Source organism: Athalassotoga sp., assembly GCF_049965695.1.
Taxonomy (GTDB): Bacteria; Thermotogota; Thermotogae; order Mesoaciditogales; family Mesoaciditogaceae; genus Athalassotoga.
The window spans coordinates 35,595-56,426 of sequence record NZ_JBMFWB010000002.1 but is presented as its reverse complement, the minus strand read 5'-3'; the positions used below and the strand labels follow the sequence as shown (position 1 = coordinate 56,426).

General features: G+C 38.4%; 22 protein-coding genes and 1 tRNA gene. 2 read left to right on the top strand and 21 right to left on the bottom strand.

What is annotated here, in order from left to right; translation table 11 throughout:
• The 21 genes from atpD to sufC form a co-directional block, all read right to left on the bottom strand.
• Nucleotides 1-1,395, bottom strand: coding sequence for a F0F1 ATP synthase subunit beta (atpD, locus tag ACP5NR_RS01030; protein ID WP_428005806.1), 1,395 nt, complete (start codon nucleotides 1,393-1,395; stop codon nucleotides 1-3).
• Between the two features lies 1 nt (nucleotide 1,396).
• Nucleotides 1,397-2,266 (bottom strand): ATP synthase F1 subunit gamma, encoded by an 870-nt coding sequence (gene atpG, locus ACP5NR_RS01025; protein ID WP_428005805.1) that lies wholly within the window; start codon nucleotides 2,264-2,266, stop codon nucleotides 1,397-1,399.
• Nucleotides 2,266-3,777, bottom strand: coding sequence for a F0F1 ATP synthase subunit alpha (gene atpA, locus ACP5NR_RS01020; protein ID WP_428005804.1), 1,512 nt, complete (start codon nucleotides 3,775-3,777; stop codon nucleotides 2,266-2,268). Before atpA ends, atpG begins: the two co-directional genes overlap by 1 nt.
• A 4-nt stretch (nucleotides 3,778-3,781) precedes the next feature.
• Nucleotides 3,782-4,297: an ATP synthase F1 subunit delta gene (gene atpH, locus ACP5NR_RS01015; protein ID WP_428005803.1), complete on the bottom strand. Its 516-nt coding sequence runs from the start codon at nucleotides 4,295-4,297 to the stop codon at nucleotides 3,782-3,784.
• The gene (gene atpF / locus ACP5NR_RS01010; RefSeq protein ID WP_428004218.1) at nucleotides 4,284-4,790 is read right to left on the bottom strand and encodes a F0F1 ATP synthase subunit B; all 507 of its coding nucleotides are present in this window, start codon (nucleotides 4,788-4,790) and stop codon (nucleotides 4,284-4,286) included. Before atpF ends, atpH begins: the two co-directional genes overlap by 14 nt.
• Before the next feature lie 9 nt (nucleotides 4,791-4,799).
• A complete protein-coding gene (gene atpE / locus ACP5NR_RS01005; RefSeq protein WP_428004296.1) occupies nucleotides 4,800-5,036 on the bottom strand; it encodes an ATP synthase F0 subunit C in 237 nt (78 codons plus the stop codon).
• 34 nt (nucleotides 5,037-5,070) lie between these two features.
• On the bottom strand, nucleotides 5,071-5,901 hold the full coding sequence (gene atpB / locus ACP5NR_RS01000) for a F0F1 ATP synthase subunit A (protein ID WP_428004219.1): 831 nt from the start codon (nucleotides 5,899-5,901) through the stop codon (nucleotides 5,071-5,073).
• Nucleotides 5,898-6,266 carry a hypothetical protein gene (locus tag ACP5NR_RS00995; protein WP_428005802.1) on the bottom strand — a complete coding sequence of 123 codons (369 nt, stop codon included), beginning with the start codon at nucleotides 6,264-6,266 and terminating at the stop codon, nucleotides 5,898-5,900. Before ACP5NR_RS00995 ends, atpB begins: the two co-directional genes overlap by 4 nt.
• Nucleotides 6,244-6,519 carry an AtpZ/AtpI family protein gene (locus ACP5NR_RS00990; RefSeq protein ID WP_428004221.1) on the bottom strand — a complete coding sequence of 92 codons (276 nt, stop codon included), beginning with the start codon at nucleotides 6,517-6,519 and terminating at the stop codon, nucleotides 6,244-6,246. The genes ACP5NR_RS00995 and ACP5NR_RS00990 overlap by 23 nt, the downstream gene beginning before the upstream one ends.
• On the bottom strand, nucleotides 6,486-7,253 hold the full coding sequence (locus ACP5NR_RS00985; protein ID WP_428004222.1) for a RuvX/YqgF family protein: 768 nt from the start codon (nucleotides 7,251-7,253) through the stop codon (nucleotides 6,486-6,488). Before ACP5NR_RS00985 ends, ACP5NR_RS00990 begins: the two co-directional genes overlap by 34 nt.
• Nucleotides 7,234-10,188: a single-stranded-DNA-specific exonuclease RecJ gene (gene recJ / locus ACP5NR_RS00980; protein ID WP_428004223.1), complete on the bottom strand. Its 2,955-nt coding sequence runs from the start codon at nucleotides 10,186-10,188 to the stop codon at nucleotides 7,234-7,236. The genes ACP5NR_RS00985 and recJ overlap by 20 nt, the downstream gene beginning before the upstream one ends.
• A 68-nt stretch (nucleotides 10,189-10,256) precedes the next feature.
• Nucleotides 10,257-11,660, bottom strand: coding sequence for an aminopeptidase (locus ACP5NR_RS00975; protein WP_428004224.1), 1,404 nt, complete (start codon nucleotides 11,658-11,660; stop codon nucleotides 10,257-10,259).
• Between the two features lie 46 nt (nucleotides 11,661-11,706).
• On the bottom strand, nucleotides 11,707-12,294 hold the full coding sequence (locus tag ACP5NR_RS00970) for a DUF4897 domain-containing protein (protein ID WP_428004225.1): 588 nt from the start codon (nucleotides 12,292-12,294) through the stop codon (nucleotides 11,707-11,709).
• 14 nt (nucleotides 12,295-12,308) lie between these two features.
• On the bottom strand, nucleotides 12,309-12,587 hold the full coding sequence (locus ACP5NR_RS00965) for a hypothetical protein (RefSeq protein ID WP_428004226.1): 279 nt from the start codon (nucleotides 12,585-12,587) through the stop codon (nucleotides 12,309-12,311).
• 34 nt (nucleotides 12,588-12,621) lie between these two features.
• Nucleotides 12,622-13,908: an amidohydrolase family protein gene (locus tag ACP5NR_RS00960; protein ID WP_428004227.1), complete on the bottom strand. Its 1,287-nt coding sequence runs from the start codon at nucleotides 13,906-13,908 to the stop codon at nucleotides 12,622-12,624.
• Between the two features lie 91 nt (nucleotides 13,909-13,999).
• Nucleotides 14,000-14,089: transfer RNA gene (locus tag ACP5NR_RS00955), tRNA-Leu, on the bottom strand.
• Nucleotides 14,090-14,138: 49 nt separating this feature from the next.
• Nucleotides 14,139-14,555 (bottom strand): Fe-S cluster assembly sulfur transfer protein SufU, encoded by a 417-nt coding sequence (gene sufU, locus ACP5NR_RS00950; protein ID WP_428004228.1) that lies wholly within the window; start codon nucleotides 14,553-14,555, stop codon nucleotides 14,139-14,141.
• Nucleotides 14,555-15,787: an aminotransferase class V-fold PLP-dependent enzyme gene (locus ACP5NR_RS00945; protein ID WP_428004229.1), complete on the bottom strand. Its 1,233-nt coding sequence runs from the start codon at nucleotides 15,785-15,787 to the stop codon at nucleotides 14,555-14,557. Before ACP5NR_RS00945 ends, sufU begins: the two co-directional genes overlap by 1 nt.
• Nucleotides 15,765-16,907, bottom strand: a complete 1,143-nt coding sequence (locus ACP5NR_RS00940; RefSeq protein WP_428004230.1) for a SufD family Fe-S cluster assembly protein — start codon at nucleotides 16,905-16,907, stop codon at nucleotides 15,765-15,767. Before ACP5NR_RS00940 ends, ACP5NR_RS00945 begins: the two co-directional genes overlap by 23 nt.
• Nucleotides 16,908-16,912: 5 nt before the next feature.
• Nucleotides 16,913-18,268: a Fe-S cluster assembly protein SufB gene (gene sufB / locus ACP5NR_RS00935; protein WP_428005801.1), complete on the bottom strand. Its 1,356-nt coding sequence runs from the start codon at nucleotides 18,266-18,268 to the stop codon at nucleotides 16,913-16,915.
• Nucleotides 18,265-19,002: a Fe-S cluster assembly ATPase SufC gene (gene sufC / locus ACP5NR_RS00930; protein ID WP_428005800.1), complete on the bottom strand. Its 738-nt coding sequence runs from the start codon at nucleotides 19,000-19,002 to the stop codon at nucleotides 18,265-18,267. Before sufC ends, sufB begins: the two co-directional genes overlap by 4 nt.
• Nucleotides 19,003-19,182: 180 nt before the next feature.
• Between sufC and ACP5NR_RS00925 the strand changes: the two genes are divergently transcribed.
• Both ACP5NR_RS00925 and ACP5NR_RS00920 read left to right on the top strand, forming a co-directional pair.
• A complete protein-coding gene (locus tag ACP5NR_RS00925) occupies nucleotides 19,183-19,572 on the top strand; it encodes a PadR family transcriptional regulator (RefSeq protein ID WP_428004233.1) in 390 nt (129 codons plus the stop codon).
• A complete protein-coding gene (locus ACP5NR_RS00920) occupies nucleotides 19,569-20,786 on the top strand; it encodes an MFS transporter (RefSeq protein ID WP_428005799.1) in 1,218 nt (405 codons plus the stop codon). Before ACP5NR_RS00925 ends, ACP5NR_RS00920 begins: the two co-directional genes overlap by 4 nt.
• The last annotated feature ends 46 nt before the right edge of the window (nucleotides 20,787-20,832 follow it).

Sequence of the window (20,832 nt, the reverse complement as noted above, 5' to 3'; positions counted from 1 at the left end):
TCATGCTCCACTTAAATTTTTGGCTTTTTGTACTGCTTGATCTATCGTGCCGGTCATCAAAAAAGCCTGTTCCGGAAGGTCATCGTGCTTGCCTTCGAGTATTTCTTTAAATCCCCTAACGTTTTCTGCTATCGATACATATTCTCCTTTGATGTTGTTGAAGTGCTCTGCGACAAATAAAGGTTGACTTAAAAAACGCTGGATCTTTCTTGCCCTTTGCACTGTCAAACGATCTTCTTCCGATAATTCTTCCATTCCAAGTATCGCTATTATATCTTGAAGATCCTTGTATCTTTGTAAGACCCTCTGAACTTCTCTTGCCACTTCGTAATGTTCTTTACCTATTACGGACGGATCAAGTAATTTTGAGTTAGATTCAAGTGGATCCATGGCGGGGTAAAGTCCGAGTTCGGCTATTTGACGGGAAAGCACTATAGTTGCGTCAAGATGCGTGAAGGTCGTTGCTGGAGCAGGGTCGGTTATATCATCTGCCGGGACGTATATGGCCTGAACAGAGGTTATCGAACCATACTTCGTAGAGGTGATTCTTTCTTGAAGTTCTCCCATGTCCGTCGAAAGTGTCGGTTGATATCCGACGGCGGATGGCATTCTTCCAAGAAGAGCAGACACTTCTGATCCTGCCTGAACAAACCTGAATATGTTGTCTATGAAAAGCAAGACATCTTTCTTTTGAACATCTCTGAAATATTCAGCCATCGTAAGGGCACTCAATGCAACCCTAAATCTTGCGCCGGGTGGCTCATTCATCTGCCCGAAAACGAGCACGGTGTTGTCCATAACGCCACTTTCGATCATTTCATTCCAAAGTTCATTACCTTCCCTTGTTCTTTCACCAACTCCCGCAAAGATCGAAAAGCCGCCGTGTTCTATCGCTATGTTTCTTATCATTTCCATTACAAGCACTGTTTTCCCGACGCCGGCGCCGCCAAAAAATCCTATCTTTCCTCCTTTCGGGAAAGGTGCTATCAAATCGATAACCTTTATACCGGTTTCTAAAATTTCAACCTTTGTGCTTTGATCTTCGAGGGACGGAGGCTCTCTGTGAATTGGCCATTTTTCTTTAGATTTGACCGTTCCCTTTTTATCTATTGGTTCACCGACCAAATTAAAAATTCTTCCCATATTTTCATTTCCCACAGGTACCATGATGGGTCCTTCACTGTCTTCGATTTCCGTTCCTCTGCTTAAACCGTCTGTCGAATCGAGGGCGATACATCTTACTTCATCATCTCCCATAAGTTGCTCAGCTTCCATTATAATCTCTCTATCGTTAATTTTCGCTTTTAAGGCATTATGTATGTTAGGAATGCTATCGGTGGGAAATTTAACGTCAACGATAGGGCCTACAATTCCCACAACTTTTCCCTTTTTCATTTCATTCCTCCCCTTTGAGTCCTTCTGAACTGTTTGTTATTTCTATGACTTCTTGAGTTATGTAAAATTGACGCATTTTGTTGTATTTCAAACTAAGATCATCTATAAGTTTTTTAGCGTTCTCCGTTGCGTTCCTCATGGCATTCTGACGCGCGTTCTGTTCCGATACCCTTGATTCGAGTAATATCCTGTACATCTTTGATCCAAAATATTGCGGCATAACCACTTTTAACATTTCTTCGGCAGAAGGTTCGAAATCATATGATATGTTTTGAGATTGTTTGTCAATTTTTATTGGCAAAAACACTTCATCTTTAACATTTTGCACCAAAGAAGTTTTCGAATACCCGTGTATGATTTCAATGCAATCAACTTCACCTTTCGTGTATATCCTCATCAACTCATTTGAAAGGCTTTGTGCGTCATCGTAAAATGGTTTTGAATACATATCGGTAATGGACCTTCTTATTTTTTTCTCATCAAATCTCATTCTCTTGCTGGCTTTGGATCCTATTACGTAAAAAGAGTCAAATGATTCTCCAAGATTTTTTTCTCTTTCGTAAGATGCGTTAACTATATCATCGTTGTAAGAACCACAAAGTCCCATATCGCCTGATATAACAACGATCATAACTTTTGAAGGTGTGTGTTTCCAGATAAAGTTTTTAACTTCATCTATATCTTCGATTGAACTGCTTATTCTTTGAAAAGCAGAAGACAATTCTTTTTCGTACTCATAAAAATTCTTGAAATTTTTCTTGAAAAGTTGCAATCTCGCTGTTGCCACCATTTCCATGGCCTTTGTCATGTGCATCGTTGATTTAACGGATGATATTTTTCTTTTTATTTCTAATTGAATGCCACGACCCATTATTTACCTCCGAATTCTTTTTTCAAAGATTCCAGAAATATTTTTAACTGTTCTTCCACATCGGCATCCAAATCTTTGCTTTTGTTTATTCGATCGAGAATATGGTTTTCATTTTTTTTGATTTTTTCGAGTAACGCTTTTTCAAATCTTTTTACCTCCGAAATGGGCAGATCATCGAGATATCCTTTTACACCAGCATAGATTGAAACAGTTTCTTCTTCAAATGTCATGGTTGAATACTGTTCCTGTTTAAGTAATTCCATAAGATGCTGGCCCCTTTTTATTTGGGACTGAGTGGCAGGATCAAGTTCCGTTGAAAATTGGGCAAAAGTCTCCAGTTCTCTGTATTGGGCAAGCATTATTCTCAAATTTCCGGAAACCTTTTTTATAGCTTTCGTCTGCGCGGCACCTCCGACACGAGAAACTGAAAGTCCAACGTTAATTGCAGGCCTGAATCCGGCATGAAACAAAGCAGATTCAAGATAAATTTGGCCATCGGTTATGGATATGACGTTAGTTGGAATGTAAGCGCTGACATCGTTTGCCTGAGTTTCAACTATCGGAAGTGCTGTCATTGAACCGCCACCGAGTTCATCGTTTAATTTTGCAGATCTTTCGAGAAGGCGAGAATGAGTGTAAAATATATCGCCCGGATATGCTTCCCGGCCCGGTGGTCTTCTTAAAAGCAAGGCTAATTGTCTGTAAGAAATTGCATGTTTACTTAAATCATCGTAAATTACAAGGGTATCTTTACCCGCAAACATCCATTCCTCGGCTATTGATGCTCCAGCGTAAGGGGCTATGTATTGCAAAGATGCCGGATCGCTTGCACCGGCAACGACAACCGTTGTGTAATTCATGGATCCGGATTTCTTCAATCTCTCTATCGTACGGGCAACTTCGGAATTTTTTTGACCTATTGCCACATAAACGCAAAGCACATTTTGATCTTTTTGGTTTATTATGGTGTCAATCGCTATGGCTGTTTTGCCAGTTTGTCTGTCTCCTATTATCAATTCTCTTTGCCCTCTTCCTATCGGGATCATGGCATCTATTGCTTTTATGCCTGTTTGAAGTGGGACATTGACAGGTTGTCTTTCTATTATTCCAACGGCTTTTCTTTCTATTGGTCTTGTTTTAGAAGATTTTATCTTTGGCCCTCCGTCAAGAGGAATGCCAAGCGGATCCACAACACGACCGATCAATTCATCTCCAACCGGAATTTCAATGACTTTGCCGGTTCTTTCGACAAGATCCCCTTCTTTTATATTTTTATACTCTCCAAGTATGACGATGCCGGCATCGTCTGGCTCAAGGCTCATGACCAAACCCATCTGTTGATTTTGAAATTTGACAAGTTCGTTAAACATCACATTTTCGAGCCCATAAACACGTGCTATCCCGTCTCCTATTTGAATCACACGTCCAACTTCTTTTAGATTGGGGATATCCTCAAAATTTTCTATTTTTTCAAGTAATATCTTTGAAATTTCATCTGGATTTATACGCACGTCATCAACCTCCAAAGATGAAGTATTCTAAATTTTTAAAAGCGCCAGAAATACTTAAGTCTACAATCGAATCTTCGAAATCTATTATTATGCCTGCGACAAGGGAAGGATCTTCTTTAACGATCAAAATCGATTTTGTCTTTCTAACTTTTCCTATGGCGTCGATTATAGCCTGTTTATCTTCTTCGTTTAATGTAATAGCACTCCTGACGTAAACTTTTTCTAAACCGTGTTGTCGCATTGTCATCTTTTCGGCAAGTTCTTTTATTTCATTCAAGAGTTTAAATCTTTTGTGAATGAACAAAAGATCAAAAAATCTTTCGGCTTTTTCGTCAAGAGAAAAAACCTCTGACAAAACCTTAGATTTGTTATGATATGGAATTGTGGGATCTAAAAAGAACGTTTTAACATCGCTGTCCTTGATATCCAAGAGTAAATCGATTGCCATGTACAATTTTCTGTCTTTTATCTCATTCAAAGCAATTGCGTATTTGTAAGTCAAAGTTCTACTTGATCTCATTTATTCCACCCATTTTTGAAAGTTGTTTCATCAGAAATTCTCTTTTCGATTTCTCGTCTATTTCTTGCTGGATGATCTTAGAAGCGAGTGCGATTGAAATCGTCACAACCTGAGTTTCTAAAACTTTTTGAGCTTTGGCTTTTTCTTCTTCAATCTGTGATTTTGCGTTTTCCATCATCACCTTTATTTCCTCGTCAATACGTCGCTTTTCATTTAATTCGTATTCGGCAACTCTCTTTTTTGATTCTTCCTCGTAATTTAAAATGTTCTTTCTTATTTCATCGAGATCTGCTTTGGCCATTTCTTTCATCTTTTCGGCCTCTGCTCTCTCTTTTGAGGCTTTATCGTATTCACTTTTTATTTCATTGCGCCTTTTTTCCAGCATGGAAAGAAAAGGTTTGTAAAGCAATTTAACGAGAAAATACATGAGTATGAAAAAACTCATCAATTGAAGAATGGAAGTACCGTTAAAGTTCAAAAAAATCCCGGACATATCCGTCTCCTAAAACAGCAGGATCATAAAAGCGATAAGCAAAGCATAAAGCCCTGTTGTTTCGGTTATTGCATCGGCGAGGATCATCCTTGTTGTTATCGCCCCGACCATTTCCGGTTGCCTTGACATGGCTTCCATCGCTCTTGAACCTATGCTTCCTTCTCCGAGTGCCGGACCTAAAGCGCCCAATCCCATTACAAGTGCTGCTCCTATGTACTTTGCCGCCTGAACGACGGCCTGTGCCATTGTTAAATCTGTCAATTTAATCTACCTCCCTATTTTATTCAAGTTGTGCACTTATATATGCCACTGCCAATATCGTAAAAACGTAAGCCTGAATTACCCCTACGAAAAAACCAAAAAATCCCCAAATTATCACTGGAACAACCGTGTATTTGGTTAAATAACAAAGCATCAAAGCGATCAAAGCACCGCCGCCTATATTCCCGAACAACCTGAAAGAATGGGATATAGGCCTTGAAAGTTCACCGAGAATGTTCATGGGAAGCATAAAAGGACTTGGATAAATAAAACCTTTTGACCATTCCTTGAATCCTTTGTACTTGATTGAAAATACGTAACTCGCTATCAAGACCATGATAGCGTAAGTTATGTTTGTGTTGAGGTCGGCCGTAGGAGAATACCAGGTGTCCGTGAAAAAGTTTATGGATAAACCGTTATTCACATAACTCACGGTAATGCCCGGAATGCCACCAAGTACGTTCGCAACGACTATAAAGAGGAAAAGTGTTGATACAAAATAAAAAACAGGTTTTACAAGTTTGCTCACAGGGATAGTACTTTCGACAAGGTTGTAAAGAAAAGACAAAAGTAATTCAATCGCCGATTGAAATTTCGACGGTATTTTCGAGAGTTGCCTTTTGAATCTGATGCCTATTAATATCCATAAAATGACTATCAAAATTGTCATTATAACGGTCATGGGATTGATCGTCTCCAAAATAGAAGGCATTGGAGTCTTTATCTGCCAGACAAGTCCTACTCCTTCTGGAAATTGTACGGAACTGGCATTCCATAACGCAAAAGCAAAATAGAAAGAAAAGAAGATCACTAAAAAAATTTTTTCTCCCTTTGAAAAGTGCAATTTCATCTAAATCCCCCCTTGGATTCAAGATCGTTGAATAAATAAGATGAAGTGAATAAAGTCAAGGTTAACATTTCAAGTCCAATGAAAGTTGAAAAAAAACCTTCGATGGAAAAACTTGAAAAGGCTATCAAAAGTGCTATTGAAAAAACAACGTATCTTTTTATGGCACCAAATGCCGCAAATCTGAATTTGCCATTTTTAATCTTTACAGCATCTTCGTTCAACATAAACCATGAAAGTTCGGCACCGATCATTCCAATCGAAAATCCGGCAAAAGCTTTCCACCCCCATATGGAAAGAATGGGAGAAAAAAAACAGTAGGTAAGAAAAAGATTGAAAGTAAAGTTAAGACTTTTTATCCTTTCCATTTTCTTTTTCTGCCTCTTTCATGAGCAACTTTATGCCGTTGTACATACCAGAAACAATGCCCAGTATAAGAAAAATTAACAAAAGCACTTTGTTGTTGAAAGTCCATTTATCGAGATAGTAACCTATAAGTCCCCCTATTGCTATGTTAGAAATGACGGTTATACCGAATGATGTTATTATATTTGTTTTTTTGAAGAGTTGAATGTATTCTTTTGAATTTACCTTTTGTTTATCTTTTCTATCTTCAGCCATCTTCCCCCTACTGACAGAGTACCCTCAACGTTTGCATTTTCTGTTATCACAAAAGTGCCGTCTGAAAAACTGTTTTTGATTTTTTCGCGATCTAAGCCTTCACAGATGACAAGATTTGCATGTTCTATCTTTTTTAGAATTATATCCCAAACCATGCCAAAATTCAAAGTGTAATTCGAAGACATCGATCTGAGTCTGAAAAAAACGGGGTTATCTTCAAAAATTTCAATGTTTGAACCAATTGGATACTTTTCAATTCCTCTTAGAGCATTCCCGAGAATCAAAACATCTTTAAAAGGGCCAATGGATGAAATAAGATCCACAATTTGAGTCGAAATATTGGGTAATGACCAAAAAACCCTTGTTCCCTTTGCGCCCCTTAAACGTTCTTCAAGTAAAATTGAAGCGCTTATTCCGTCTATTATTTCTTTTTTATGCATTGAACCGGCAATTTTTGTCGTAAATCTTTCGTCCATAAGATAAACGGGAACCGGTGAAAAAATTTCTCCTATTTCTATTGCTTTGTCAATGGCCAAATAAGTTGAGGGTGTAAAATTCATCTTCAAGTTGATGGGCAATCCTATAATTATCTCTGAAAATGGTTGATTTTCTTCCAATTCTTTGAATATATCTTCCGTATCAACAGTTTTAACTTTTGAAACGATCATCTCAGTTGGATCTGTAAAGGCAAAACCGGTTCTTTTTGTTCCAAAATCAATAGCTACTTTTTTCATGCGCTTCGAACGGATTTTGAAATATCTTGGCTATATTCTTAACCTGAGAATTCATAAGATCTTTTTCGAGTATTTTCAATGAAAATTTCTCCATCCATCCTTCCCTTTCACGTAAAGAATTTTCAATCTCGTCTGCTGCCGGGATCCTCGTTACGGTTTTTCCGTTGAATGCGGAAATTTCTGAAAGAATGGAAAGGTAAATTTTGGCAATTGCTTTTGAAGATGCCATTTCGGAACGTATGAGAGCGTCCGTCATATCTCCAGATGAATTTTTGAGTATTTTGGCGCTTTCGATAATTCTTTGAGGCAGAGGGAAAAGTTCTTCAAGATCTCTCATGTTTTTTTGAACATCGTCGTTTCCAAAAATCATTTGGACGGTCATATTCATTCCCCTTTTCAAAGCCGCTGGGGGTTTGAGAAATTCGCTGTGATTTCTCGGAAAATCATAGTAAATGATCCTTTCAAATTCCATTCTTGGAATCATGGATCCGGTGGCAAGCAAAAGATTTACCCTGTCATGTTTTAATTCAATTGATTTATCTTCATTCGGAATGTAAGTTGATATTTCTCGATTCGTGCACATCGCAGGATGATTTTTGCACAGTTTGATGTAAAAGGATTTCAAACTTTGAATATCGGAAAAGACAACCGCCGATCTCGTTTTGTTTTCTATGAGTTCTTCTATTATTTCCATTTTATTTGAAACGTTTCTATCGTCTATCACGCCTAAATTCTGTTTTTGAAATATGTTGACAATCTTGCAATTAAAAGTATCCGTTATCGTCGTTTCTTCCGCTTTGCTGAAAAAAGAAGAAAAGAAGATAAGGCTTTTGGGATGAATTTTCTCAACGATTTTTGAAAAATAATCAAACATCGATGACTGAATAATCATTTGTGGCTCGCAAATTATGAGATTTGATTTCTCTTTTAAAACTTTTGATAATGAGAAAATATTCGTGAAGATCAGATCTTCATCTTTAACGACAGGATGCAGTGCGTCGACGTATCCTATCGATAAGTTGAAATTTTCCAAAGCGGCAAACACGGAATTGTAAATATCCGCAAGCATTGAGTTTGTCGGGAGCACAACCACGATTTTCTTTGATTTTTGAGCCATTCTAATTATGATTTCTTCCACAATGTTGGGTGAACCGATCACGAGCGTATTTCCGTTTTTATCGAGATTTTCAAGTTCCATATCGTCAAAATGGTGATCATGTTTGACGACAATTCTATCTTCATTTTTGACATCCATGTCTATTATGTTAAGTTGATACCTTTCGCTTCCATTCCATGAATCTTTCCAAACGTTCACGATTACATCAACTTTCTTTGATCCATGAGAAAATCTGAAAGCATTTGTCATATCCAACAGACCAAAGCCTATGCCTTCTAATTTTTTTTCTTTGGATTTCAAAATCGTCTTAAAACTGCTTTTACCGACAGGCTTTAGTTGTTCTATCGTTAAATTTCTGATGAGAAAAACAGGTTCTGGATTTCCATTTCCAAATGGTTTTAAATTTTCAACGCTATCTATGAATCCGCCGTCAACTTCTTCAAGGGTTATTTCATCATCTATCAACAATTCTGATTTGAGAAGATCGGTATCGTAATCGGCCATTATTTCGTTTATTCTTGATTTAAACAATTCTATCTTGTCTGTTTTGAGAGAAAATCCTGCCGCCATTTTATGGCCGCCGAATTCATCGAGCAGATCCCTCGCCTTACCGAGAATATCGATTATGTTGATCCCTTCAACGCTTCTTGCCGATCCGCGCGCCGTATCGCCATCTATGGTTATCATCAACGTTGGTTTATGATACATCGATAGAATTCTCGATGCCACAATTCCTATAACTCCTGGATGCCAATTTTTGTGATCTATGACAAGAATTTTTAGATTTTCGAAATCACTTAGACTGTCCAAATTCGCTATTGCTTCCTGATATATCTCGTTTTCTATGAACTGCCTTTCCTGATTTTTCTTTACAAGTTCATCGGCAAATTTAAAGGCCTTTTTAGGATCCTCCTCAATTATGAGTTGAAGTGCTGTAACGGCATTGTCTATGCGTCCCACGGCGTTTATCTTGGGGGCTATTCTAAAACCCACATCGTGTGTTTTTATATTTTCGAAATTAACGTTAGAAACTTCCATCAACGCGGAAATCCCGACTCTGTTTTTCATCGACAACAATTGAAGGCCTTTGTAAACGAAATATCTGTTCTCTCCAAGCAAAGGAACTATATCGGCAATCGTTCCCAGTGCCACTATATCAAGATAATTTTCAAGATCATCGTTTGTTCCAAGACGCATTTTAATCGCTTCAACAACTTTGTAAGCAACACCAACCCCGGAAAAACTTTTAAAACGGTAATGATCATCGGAACACTTTGGATTGACTATCGCGGTTGCGTGAGGAATTTTTTCTTTTGGTTCATGATGATCTGTGACTATAACTTTGCATCCCAAAGAATTCGCATAATCTATCTCTTCCACTGAAGTTATTCCGCAATCGACGGTTAAAAAGTTCTTTTTGCCCTCGATTGCAAATCGTTTTATGGTTTCTTTGCTTAAACCGTAACCGTCCTCGAGCCTGCTTGGTATATGGTATTCAACATTCCATCCCCATTTTTTCAATATGAGATAATAAAGAGCAGTACCCGTCACCCCATCGACATCATAATCTCCGTAGATGACCAAACTTTCTTTGCTATCCCTTATTTTTATCAGTTCTTCAACGACATCTTTCATCCCAGCCATCTCATAGGGATTTCCAAGCGCTATTCTTTCTGGAAACAAAAGTTCTTCTGCTTCTTGAACGTTTTTGACCCTACTTGACAGTATGTGTGAAAGCAGAGAATTTATACCAAATTTTTTACTTAAAATTTGTTCTAATTCAACGTCAGATTCGACAATCCTCCATTCACTTTTCAATGAAAAAACCTCTCTCGTTATTCTCTCGAAGAGATTATATAACAAAAGAGGTTAAAACTCATAACGAATTACTCGTAGTCTTTTATGAAGGCAAGATATGCAAGGTATGTTTGGTAAAGATCGGCCTTTGACACTATTTCAAAGGGTGAATGCATTCCAAGCAACGCCGGTCCAACATCAACCACATGCATGCCGTATTCCGCAAAGAACAAGGCTATAGTGCCTCCGCCTCCCACATCGACCTTTCCGAGTTCTCCGGTTTGCCAGACAACTTTGTTATCGTTGAACACTTTCCTTATCTTTGCAACGAATTCAGCATCGGCATCACTTGAACCAGCCTTGCCGCGGGCGCCGGTATATTTTGTAACAACCACACCTTTCCCGAGAAAGGCAGAATTGTTTGCTTCAAACACGTCTTTGAATGTGGGATCGAGGGCGGCATTTACATCTGACGAAAGTACCGCCGTGTCTTCTATCATCTCGTCGAAAGATACTTCAAGATCGATTCCCCTTGTCTTCAAAATCTTCTTCAAAGGTAACATCCAGAATTGATGGGATGCGCCGGTACTGCCATAACTTCCTATCTCTTCTTTGTCAAAGAAAAGTATCACAGTTGGTCTTGAAACTTTTGGACTATCAATTATGGCTTTAAGACTCGCAAAAGCGCATATCTTGTCATCATGACCGTAAGCACCTATCATGCTTCTGTCAAAGCCTATTTCTCTTGGTTCAAAAGATGGCACTATTTCCAATTCCGCGCTTGAAAGATCTTCTTCCGTTATTCCATATTTCTCATTCAATATTTTCAAAACGTTCAATTTCAAAGGTTCTTCCATTTTGTCGAAGGTTACAGGTTTGGAACCTATTATGAGATTCAACATCTCTCCTGTTATGTCGGAAACTTTTTTGTTTTCATTTCTATCAAGGTGCGGCAGCAGATCGCTTATAACGAAAACCGGATCTTTGGGATCACTACCGACATTGACCTTAACAACGCTACCGTCGCTTTTTGCCACAACTCCGATGATGGCAAGCGGTATGTTAAACCATTGATATTTTTTTATTCCTCCGTAATAATGAGTTTTTGCAAGTGTCATGTTTGAATCTTCATATATTGGCTTTGGTTTAAAGTCTATTCTCGGAGAGTCTATGTGGGAGGCTATGATGTTAAGACCGCCGTTGAATTTTTTGGGAATTTTGTAAATTGCCAGAGTTTTACCTCTGTAAAGGTAGTAAGCCTTTACTTCGTCTTTGTAGTTCACGTTTTCAATCGGTTTATAGCCATTTTTCTCGAGAAAATTTATCGCTTCCTCTGAAAAGGTACGTTCTGTCCTTCCCTTTGACATGAAATCAACGTATTCTTTGGAGAATTCATCGACTTCTCTTTCGTTCAGATCTTTCCAGGCGTTTTTAGATTCAAACTCGAGTGCCTTTTTCATTTCTGAATAGTCTGTTTTCTTTTTCCTTGGCATGAAAATTCCTCCCTTTCAAAATTTGTAATTTCACGAATAAAATATTTCACTTTGTGTAAACCACTTCTGGAAAAGAAAGGTCCATAGGACCATTCCATGTTAACATTGAATTGTTGAAAGTCGTCGGAGTTGGACTGACAGAAATTATTTTACTTCCATCGGGAAATTTTAAAGTCACAACTGATCCGCTGTCGAGTTTCATTCCAACTTTTCCCATGGAAACGACGTACTCTGATCCTTTAGCGGTTACTATTCCGTCGACAACGCTATGTTCATTGAATTGGAGCGTATTGGGGTTGATTATCGTTGCCGTGGAATCATAACTTATCGGAATAAAAGATAATTTCGTCGAATTGGAAAGATTTTGGAACATCTGCTGGTAAGATTTGAACTTGTCTTGTGGACTCAATTTGTTGAATTCATCGATTGCCTTCTGAAGATCGGAAGAATTCGCATAGTAAAGTTTCACGCTGTCGTTTATCACAACGGGCGTTGCATAACTGAAAACATATTCTGCCTGGTAAGAAAGTTGCTGGTACGGTGGCTTTCTGTTAGTCGTCAGAACGAATTGAACGATCATCACAACCACAAGCACACCAACCATTATCCACAAAAACTTGTTGTACTTTCTCATTCAAATACCTCCATTTAAAATTCATGAGTTTTTCTCCAAAGATCTATCAGGTATTCACCCAAATACTTAACTTCTTCTATTGAATCGAACTTCGATATTTCTTCTTCAAGCATGTGCTTAAAATCGTTCTTCGTATGTCTTGATAGAGTGGTGACATCACCGTTTAATTCATTCAATATTTCCATCGCTATCATATGAGTGATCTCGTGCAACAACTCTTCGATCGCTTCGTTATCTTCATGTTGTGACTTTGTCTCCTGATCTTTTTTGTAAGAAAAAAAATAATCTGCCATTTTATCACCACTGTCACATGCCTTTTACTTGGTTTCAGCGCAGGTTGGATATCACTTTGTTTCTTATTTCTTCTAATCTATCTTCGAGGTCATTTTCATAATCTTTAGTTGAATCGTAAGCAACAGTGCCATTGACGATGGTCATGTAGATCTTTGCGTCTCTTAGAAAATCGAAGATGAGTTTTCTCAAAATAGGACGCTTTTGATCTCCAAGATTGCATTCGCAGTCATATATTGCAAGATCCGCAACATATCCCGGCGCTATTTTACCCATTGGTCTGTCAAAAAGTTTTGTGCCAAGGCGATAACTGTTTTCAAGCAGCATTTTTTTGGTTTGGTAAACAGAATCGAAATCGGCTCCTTCTTTGAGCATTTTTCTTAAAAGGAATGTTACCTGTGCTTCCATTAAAATTGAAAGGTCCGGTATCGTACCTGTTCCCAAAGAAACATTAATGCTTCTGCCCATCATTCCGTCTATATTCGGAAATTGGCTTCCATGCGTCATCATTTGCCTTGTACAGTAAACGGCTAATGTGCCGGAAGCAGCCATAACGTCAAGATCTGTTTCCGTGAAATGACGTGCATTGACTATTATCATCCTTTCACCAAGCAAATTGAGATGTCTAAGCCTTTCAAGATTTGACATGCCGTATTTTGTAAAGGCTTCCTGTTCTTCTTTTTGCTCGTCGGAAAGCAATATGGCCACGAAAGCATCGATCTCTTTGGAAAAATTTTTCAGCGTTATCATGGAATTTTCGTCAAAGTTGGTTATAGAGTTCAAAGGAATGTACTTGGGTTTTTCACCGGATTTGATAAGCCTTTGCAGATCTTCCGGAGTTTGAACACTTTCTCCAACCCCAAATTTGAATGGATGCATTTTAGAAACAATTTGAAGATTTTTTTCGACTTCTATTTTATGAAGATATCTGTCTATCGATCCGATCACACACGTTATGCCATGCCTTAAACCTTCAATGGCAATCTTTTCTGCAATCGTGAAAAAAACGTTATCATCGAAAAAAGACTGAAGTACATCGTAAATTTTCCTTTTAAGATCTTCCGGCGGAAATCCTGTTTTTTCTTCTATTCCAAAGTCCGGAAAGATGAAGGATTCAAAATTAACGTATGTATCTACAAAACCGGGTAAGACGATTCCTCTTCTTCCGTCTAAAATTTCTTTTTCTGTCTTCCCGTATTTTTTTTCGATCTCTTCTCTTTCACCAACATCTATTATTTCATCATCCTTTATTTCTATTGCGCCATTTTCTATCATTCCGGATTCAACATCATTTGTTACAACTTTGACATTAGTTACAAGCATCGAAATTTGACCCCCTCATCTTGCAAGATATTCGATATTTAATTTTACCACCTTGAAGGTATAAATTGAAAGCGGTCTTAAAGACCGCCTTTGGTGCCGAGAGTGGGAATTGAACCCACACGAACCTTTCCGGTTCACTGGATTTTGAGTCCAGCGCGTCTGCCAGTTCCGCCATCTCGGCATACTTTCTTATTTTATCACAACATTCGAAATATTTCAACCATCCTAATTTACTCCATGGCCTTTTGAAGCGCGTGCCAGGCCAGCGTTGCACACTTGACGCGCATGGGATATTTATGAACACCTTCAAAAACTTTTGCATCTTTCAAATCATCCGAAGGTGTTTTTCCCGCTTTGACCATTTCGAGAAATTCATCGGAAAAACGTTTTGCCTCTTCAATGCTTAAACCTTTCATGACTTCCGTCATGACGGATGCCGAGGCCATGCTTATCGCACATCCCATCCCAGTGAACTTTAAATCCTTTATCTTTTCATTTTCAAATTTAACCTGAAGTGAAATCTGATCTCCACATGAGGAATTGGTCATCTGAACTTCCCTGTCAAAACTTTCGAGTTTACCAAAGTTTCTTGGATGTCGCTGATGATCCATTATCACTTCGGCGTAAAGATCTGAAAGATCATCCATCAAAATCGCCTCTTTGCGTCTTCTATCGCATCCGCAAGCACATCGATATCAGATTTATCGTTGTATATGTAAAAACTTGCGCGTGCTGTTGCCATGAAATCTATATTCAAAGACCTCAGAATCGGTTGAGCGCAATGATGACCGCTTCTGATGGCAACGCCATTTGAATCCAAAACGGCGGCGACATCATGAGGATGAATGCCTTTTATGTTAAAAGAAAGTATTCCTCCCCTTTTTTCAAAATCTTTTGGCCCGTAGAGTATGACACGATCAACGCCTGCCAATTTTGAATAAGCGTATTCTAAGATCTCTCTTTCGTGTTTGAGCACATTTTCCATTCCTATTTCTTCGAGATATTCTATTGCACTTGCAAGACCAATAGCACCTTCGACGTTTGGAGTGCCGGCCTCATATCTATCCGGCGCACAGGCAAATGTGGTGGATTCAGTTTTAACTTCGTCTATCATGCCGCCACCTGTAAGAAATGGTTCAAGCGCTTTTATGATGGTGCTTTTCACGTAAAGCACTCCTATGCCCATCGGAGCCAACATTTTGTGTCCGGAAAAAGAAAGAAAATCGGCATCCATCTCTTTCACATCGGTTGGCATGGATGGAACAGATTGAGCCCCATCTACCACAAAGATAGCACCGTTGTCATGCGCTATTTTCCCAATTTCCTCAACTGGATTTATAACCCCGAACGAATTCGTCATTCTCGCGCAGGCAACTATCTTTGTTTTTGGAGTAACCGATTTTTTAAATTCACTCATGTTAATTGTTCCATCTGAATTGAGCGGCGCAACTTTGAATTTCCCTTTCTTTCTTATAGCCAACTGTTGCCACGGCACAAAATCGCTGTGATGTTCGCTTGTCATGACAACTATTTCATCACCTTCTGATATGTTGGCATCTCCCCATCCATAAGCGATCATATTTATAGATTCAGTCGTTCCGGAAGTGAAAATTATTTCATCCTCGCTTGCATTTATAAAATCTGCAACGGTTTTTCTTGCTCCGTTGTACGCAATGGTGGTTTGTTCTCCTAAATAATGAGCACTTCTTGCGACATTTGCATTTTGGAATTTGTAGAAATTCGATATTCTTTCTATGACAGATAACGGTTTTTGAGTTGTCGCGGCGTTATCGAGATAAATTATCTTTTTGCCATTTGGTAAAACAGTCGAAAGAATTGGGAAATCCTTTTTCAAATCAGATCCTAATCGATATCGCATCCTCAATCTCACCCTTCAATTCCGAATTGTCAGGGGGAATTTCATCGATAAAAGGCTCAAAGATGCCGGATATTATCAATTTGATTGCCGATCTTTCATCGAGACCTCTTGACATTAAGTAGTATAACTTATTTTCGTCTATATTTCCAACAGATGCACCATGCTTTGCAACCACATTACTGTTATCGACAAAAAGAGACGGTATGGAATCAGCGCGTGCCCTGGGAGATAAATTTGTGACCGTACTTTTTTCTTCGGAATCAGCATTGTAGGCTGTCTTTTTGATGTCTATATTTCCCCTCACCACGGAATAAGATTCATCGTTAAGTACGCCATTCGATTCGATCCTTCCGTAGGTTTTTTCGCCAAAATGATTGATTGCGTATTTTAAATCAAGCCTTTCTTTTCCACGCCCGAAATAAACTGATTTGAACGTTGCTTTGGAATTTTTTCCATTTAAATTTGCATCATGATTTATAGCCGTTTTTTGTCCTCCAAATATAACGTCGTAAATTTCAATTTGAGCGTTTTCTTCAAGATCATAAAGATTTGACGAAATCACAAGATCTGTCCTTGAATTAAAAAAGATGTTGAATATTTTCAATTTTGAATCCCTTTTCAAAGACAATTTAGAGGCTGAATTTAGGAATTTACCGGTAGATCTATATTCTCTTATGAGTACGACGGAAGCATCCGGTTGCAATATAAGGCCGGAATTTTCTATAACACTTTGATTTTTGCCCATATCGTATTGAAGCGTTATTTTTGAATTCCCGTCAATCTCTCCAAAAATTCCCGAATTAAAAAAGGTCAAAGCCATGAGCGTGAATTTAGGATCAACGCCATTGAACTTTTCAAGTAAAAATTCTTTGTATTTTCGTACATTTAAGGCATCCCGTGACAAAGAAACATTTCCTTCTTTTACGAAGTTTCCAACGTATTTTTTAACAGGCATTTTTTTGAAATCGGAAAATTCAAGTCTTTTCCATTTCGGAAAGTCATATTGTGAATAATCAAAGAAAAGTTTCTTTAACGATTCATCATTTTCGATTATGTCTTCAAGTTTATAATCATCAGATATTTTAAAATTTTCTCTTTTAGGTTCAACTCTTGCAAACATATCCATCACCCTATCTTTGAATTGAAATGCATATCTATGAGTCTGTTGAATTCGACGGCATATTCAAATGGCAATTGCTTTATAAATGGTTCGAGAAATCCTCTTACTATCAAAGCACGTGCATCTTCTTCGCTGAGTCCTCTGCTCATTAGATAATATATCTGATCTTCGTTTATCTTTCCGACGTAGGCCTCATGTCCGATTTCGGATTCGTTGTTCATAACTTCTATTATAGGGAGTGTATCTGATTTGGATATATCATCTACCATTAAAGCAGAACAATCAACGGACGATTTTGAATGAACAGCCGATTCCGAGACTCTCACGAGTCCTCTGTAAAACGCATATCCACCACCAAAACTTATACTTCTTGAATCTACTTTTGATGACGTGTAAGGTGCAAAGTGAAAGACCTTTGTGCCGGTATCGAGATGCTGGCCAGGACCTGCGTAAGTTATAGTTGTATATTCAGTTCTCGCACCTTTGCCTTTTAAAATGCTCGATGGATATAACATCGTTTTTGCCGAACCCATCGTTCCGGATATCCATATTATTGTTCCATCTTTATCGACCGACGCCCGTTTTGTGTTAAGGTTGTAAGTGTTTTTTGCCCAGTTCTCTATCGTCGAAAATTTAACGGTAGATCCTTCTCCGACGTATATCTCAACCGCACCGGCATGCATGTTGCTGACAGAATAATTCTGTCCGGAACATCCCTCTATGAATTCAAGTGTTGCGCCCTTATCGACGACTATTAAAGTATGTTCGAATTGACCCATACCTGGAGAGCCCATAAGGTAATAAGATTGTATGGGCATCGGAACTTTTACGTTGGGCGGTACGTATATGAAGGTGCCTCCGCTCCATACTGCACCGTGAAGGGCAGCGAACTTATGATCGTTGGGAGGAATAAGTTTCATGAAATATTTCTTGACAAGATCGGGATATGTTTTAACAGCCATTCCCATTTCCAAAAAAATAACTCCCAATTTCGAAAGAGATTCTTTCATGTTGTGATAAACGACTTCTGAATCATACTGGGCTCCAACACCTGAAAGTGCTTTTCGTTCTGCCTCGGGTATTCCAAGTTTTTCAAAATTTTCTCTTATGTCTTCGGGAACATCTTCCCACGATCTTTCATTTTGCGCTCCGGGTCTTACGTAGTTTACTATTGAATTGAGATCGAGCGGAGATATATCGACGCCAAATGTCGGATTTGGTCTGTTCATAAAGTATTCAAGAGATTTTATTCTTAACTCCTTCATCCATGAAGGTTCATCTTTTGCCTGAGAAATCTCTTCTATGATTTTTCTGCTTAAGCCGGGTTCTGTTTTCAAAATAACGTTGAAATTTTTTGTCATGATCTCACTTCCTCGTACCCATTTCTTTCAAGTTCTTCGGCAACTTCCATTCCACCGGTTTTGACTATCCGACCATCTACAAATACATGCACGAAATTTGGCCTTACATAATCCAATATCCTTTTATAATGTGTCACGAGTAAGACTGACATGCCCCTTTCAAACGCATGGTTTATGCCATTTGATACCACCCTGAGGGCATCTATATCAAGCCCTGAATCGGTTTCATCGAGCAAAGCAATTTTAGGATTCAAAACGTTAAGTTGAAGTATTTCGGATTTTTTTCTTTCTCCGCCTGAAAAACCAAGGTTAACGTATCTCTTAAGAAAATCACGATCGATCTTAAGTGAGTCGGCAGTTTTGAGCAACATGTCGCCAAATTCAAGTACCTTCATCTGATTTTCCGGATGCACCTTTTCATAAGCAAGTTTAAGAAAATTCATAAAGGTAACACCGGATATTTCTTCCGGATATTGAAAAGACTGAAATATGCCGAGTTTTGCCCTTTCATCCACATTCAGGTTAAGGATACTTTTACCTTTGAAAAGGATATCTCCAGATGATATTTTATATTTAGGATTACCCATTATAACGTTTATGAGAGTTGTTTTGCCTGCTCCATTCGGCCCCATTATCGCATGAATTTCATTCGAATTGATCGTTACATTTACTCCTTTTATAATTTCTTTTTCACCTATCAACACATGAAGATCGACAATTTTAAGTAATTCCATATTTTATGGCCTCCTTATAAATCTATACTATTTAAGTCTAATTTAATTTTACCACCATTTCGGATGAAAAGCAAGCGATATTTTTAAATGTTTTCTTTAGAACTTTTAAAAGGGTACATATTGGATATATAATTCATATATATGATATACTACTAATAACATTGATTGGAGGTTGATTAAATGCATGGTTATGGTCACGGATTCAACAAACATGCGAGAAGCGGAATGCGAGTTAGGTTTATAGGGCCATTTTTGCTTTTAGCGCTTTACAAAGCACCTTCTTACGGTTATGAACTTATGGACAAACTAAAAGAATTTGGTTTTGAATCGTACTTACCGGATCAAACGGCAATATACAAGATGCTTAAAAATCTGGAAGAAAAAGGGTATATTTCATCAAGATGGGATACGCAAGGTTCCGGTCCGGCAAGACATGTCTATGAAATAACTCCTGATGGCATTGAATTGCTAAATTCGCTTTCTCTGGAAATAAAAGACAATATACAGATATATGAGAAATTCATCAACGTTTTTGAACAACTAAAGCCGGCAGGTGAAAAAAACAATTGAAAAAATTAGCATGGCTTAATCGCAATCTTTACCTTTTAATGGCTGGACGATTTTTGAGAAGCATGGCACAGGGATTTTTGATAGTAATTGTAACAATTTATCTTTCAAGGATAGGATTTTCCGGCATACAGATAGGATTTATTTTCACCGTTACCATCGTTGTCTCTTTGATATTTGCCATTTTGGTTGGATTTTTTGCCGATAGATATGGGAGAAAACTTGTCATCATAGTTATGACGGCCATAAGCGCTGTAAGTGCTTTTGGCTTTCTTTTCACCACGAATTACTATGCTCTGATGGTTTTAATAGCCGCCGGTACGATAGGTCGCGGAGGTGGGGCTGGTAGTGGCGGGGCATTTGGTCCCTTTTATCCTGCAGAACAGGCTTTGATAACAGACAGTGTTAAGCCAGCATTTAGAAATCAGGCTTTCAGTTACCTTTCTATTTTTGGTACTGTCGGGAGTGCCGTCGGATCGATTTTGGCATTGATTCCTTCTCATGATCCCGATCTTTTCGGAATGGGATGGCGCGGCGGTTATCTCTTTTTGATGGCTCTCGCATCTTTGATTTATTTTGTTATGATATTTGTCACTTTACCCATTAAAGAGAAAAAGGATAGGCCAAAGAGACAAAAGGCCTTTCAACTTTCATGGAAATTACTTGGAAAACTTTCGATCACAAATGCCGTAAATGGTCTGGGTATAGGTTTCTTGGGGCCAATACTTGTTTATTGGTTTTTTGTGAAATACGGCGCCGGAACGGATGCAATAGGAATCCTTTACACAATCGTAAATCTTATGGCCATAATACCATTTTTAATGGCAGCGCCCTTGGCTAAAATATTCGGTTCGATTAAAACCATAGTGGCAACAAGGATATTCGGAGTAGCAAGTTTAATTTTAATGGCATTTATGCCCACCTTTTTTCTTGCCGGTGTTTTTTTTACCATCAGAATGTTGGTAATCGCCGTTGGCAATCCGCTGAGGCAGTCATTCGTCATGGGGCAGGCTAAAAGCGAAGAAAGATCAACCGTTGCGTCGTTGAGTAATCTTCCGCAGCAAATCACATCATCGATTGGTCCTGTCGCTGGAGGTTATTTAATAGATGTATCGCTGATCGAAATGCCCATTTTGTTTGCGGCTGGCTTTCAATTCGTTAACGCCATCCTCTATTGGTATTTTTTCAAAAACTCAGACGAGCATAACGGAGAGTAGAAACAAAGAACGAGCCTTCCGGCTCGTTCTAATGTCTTATTAAGGG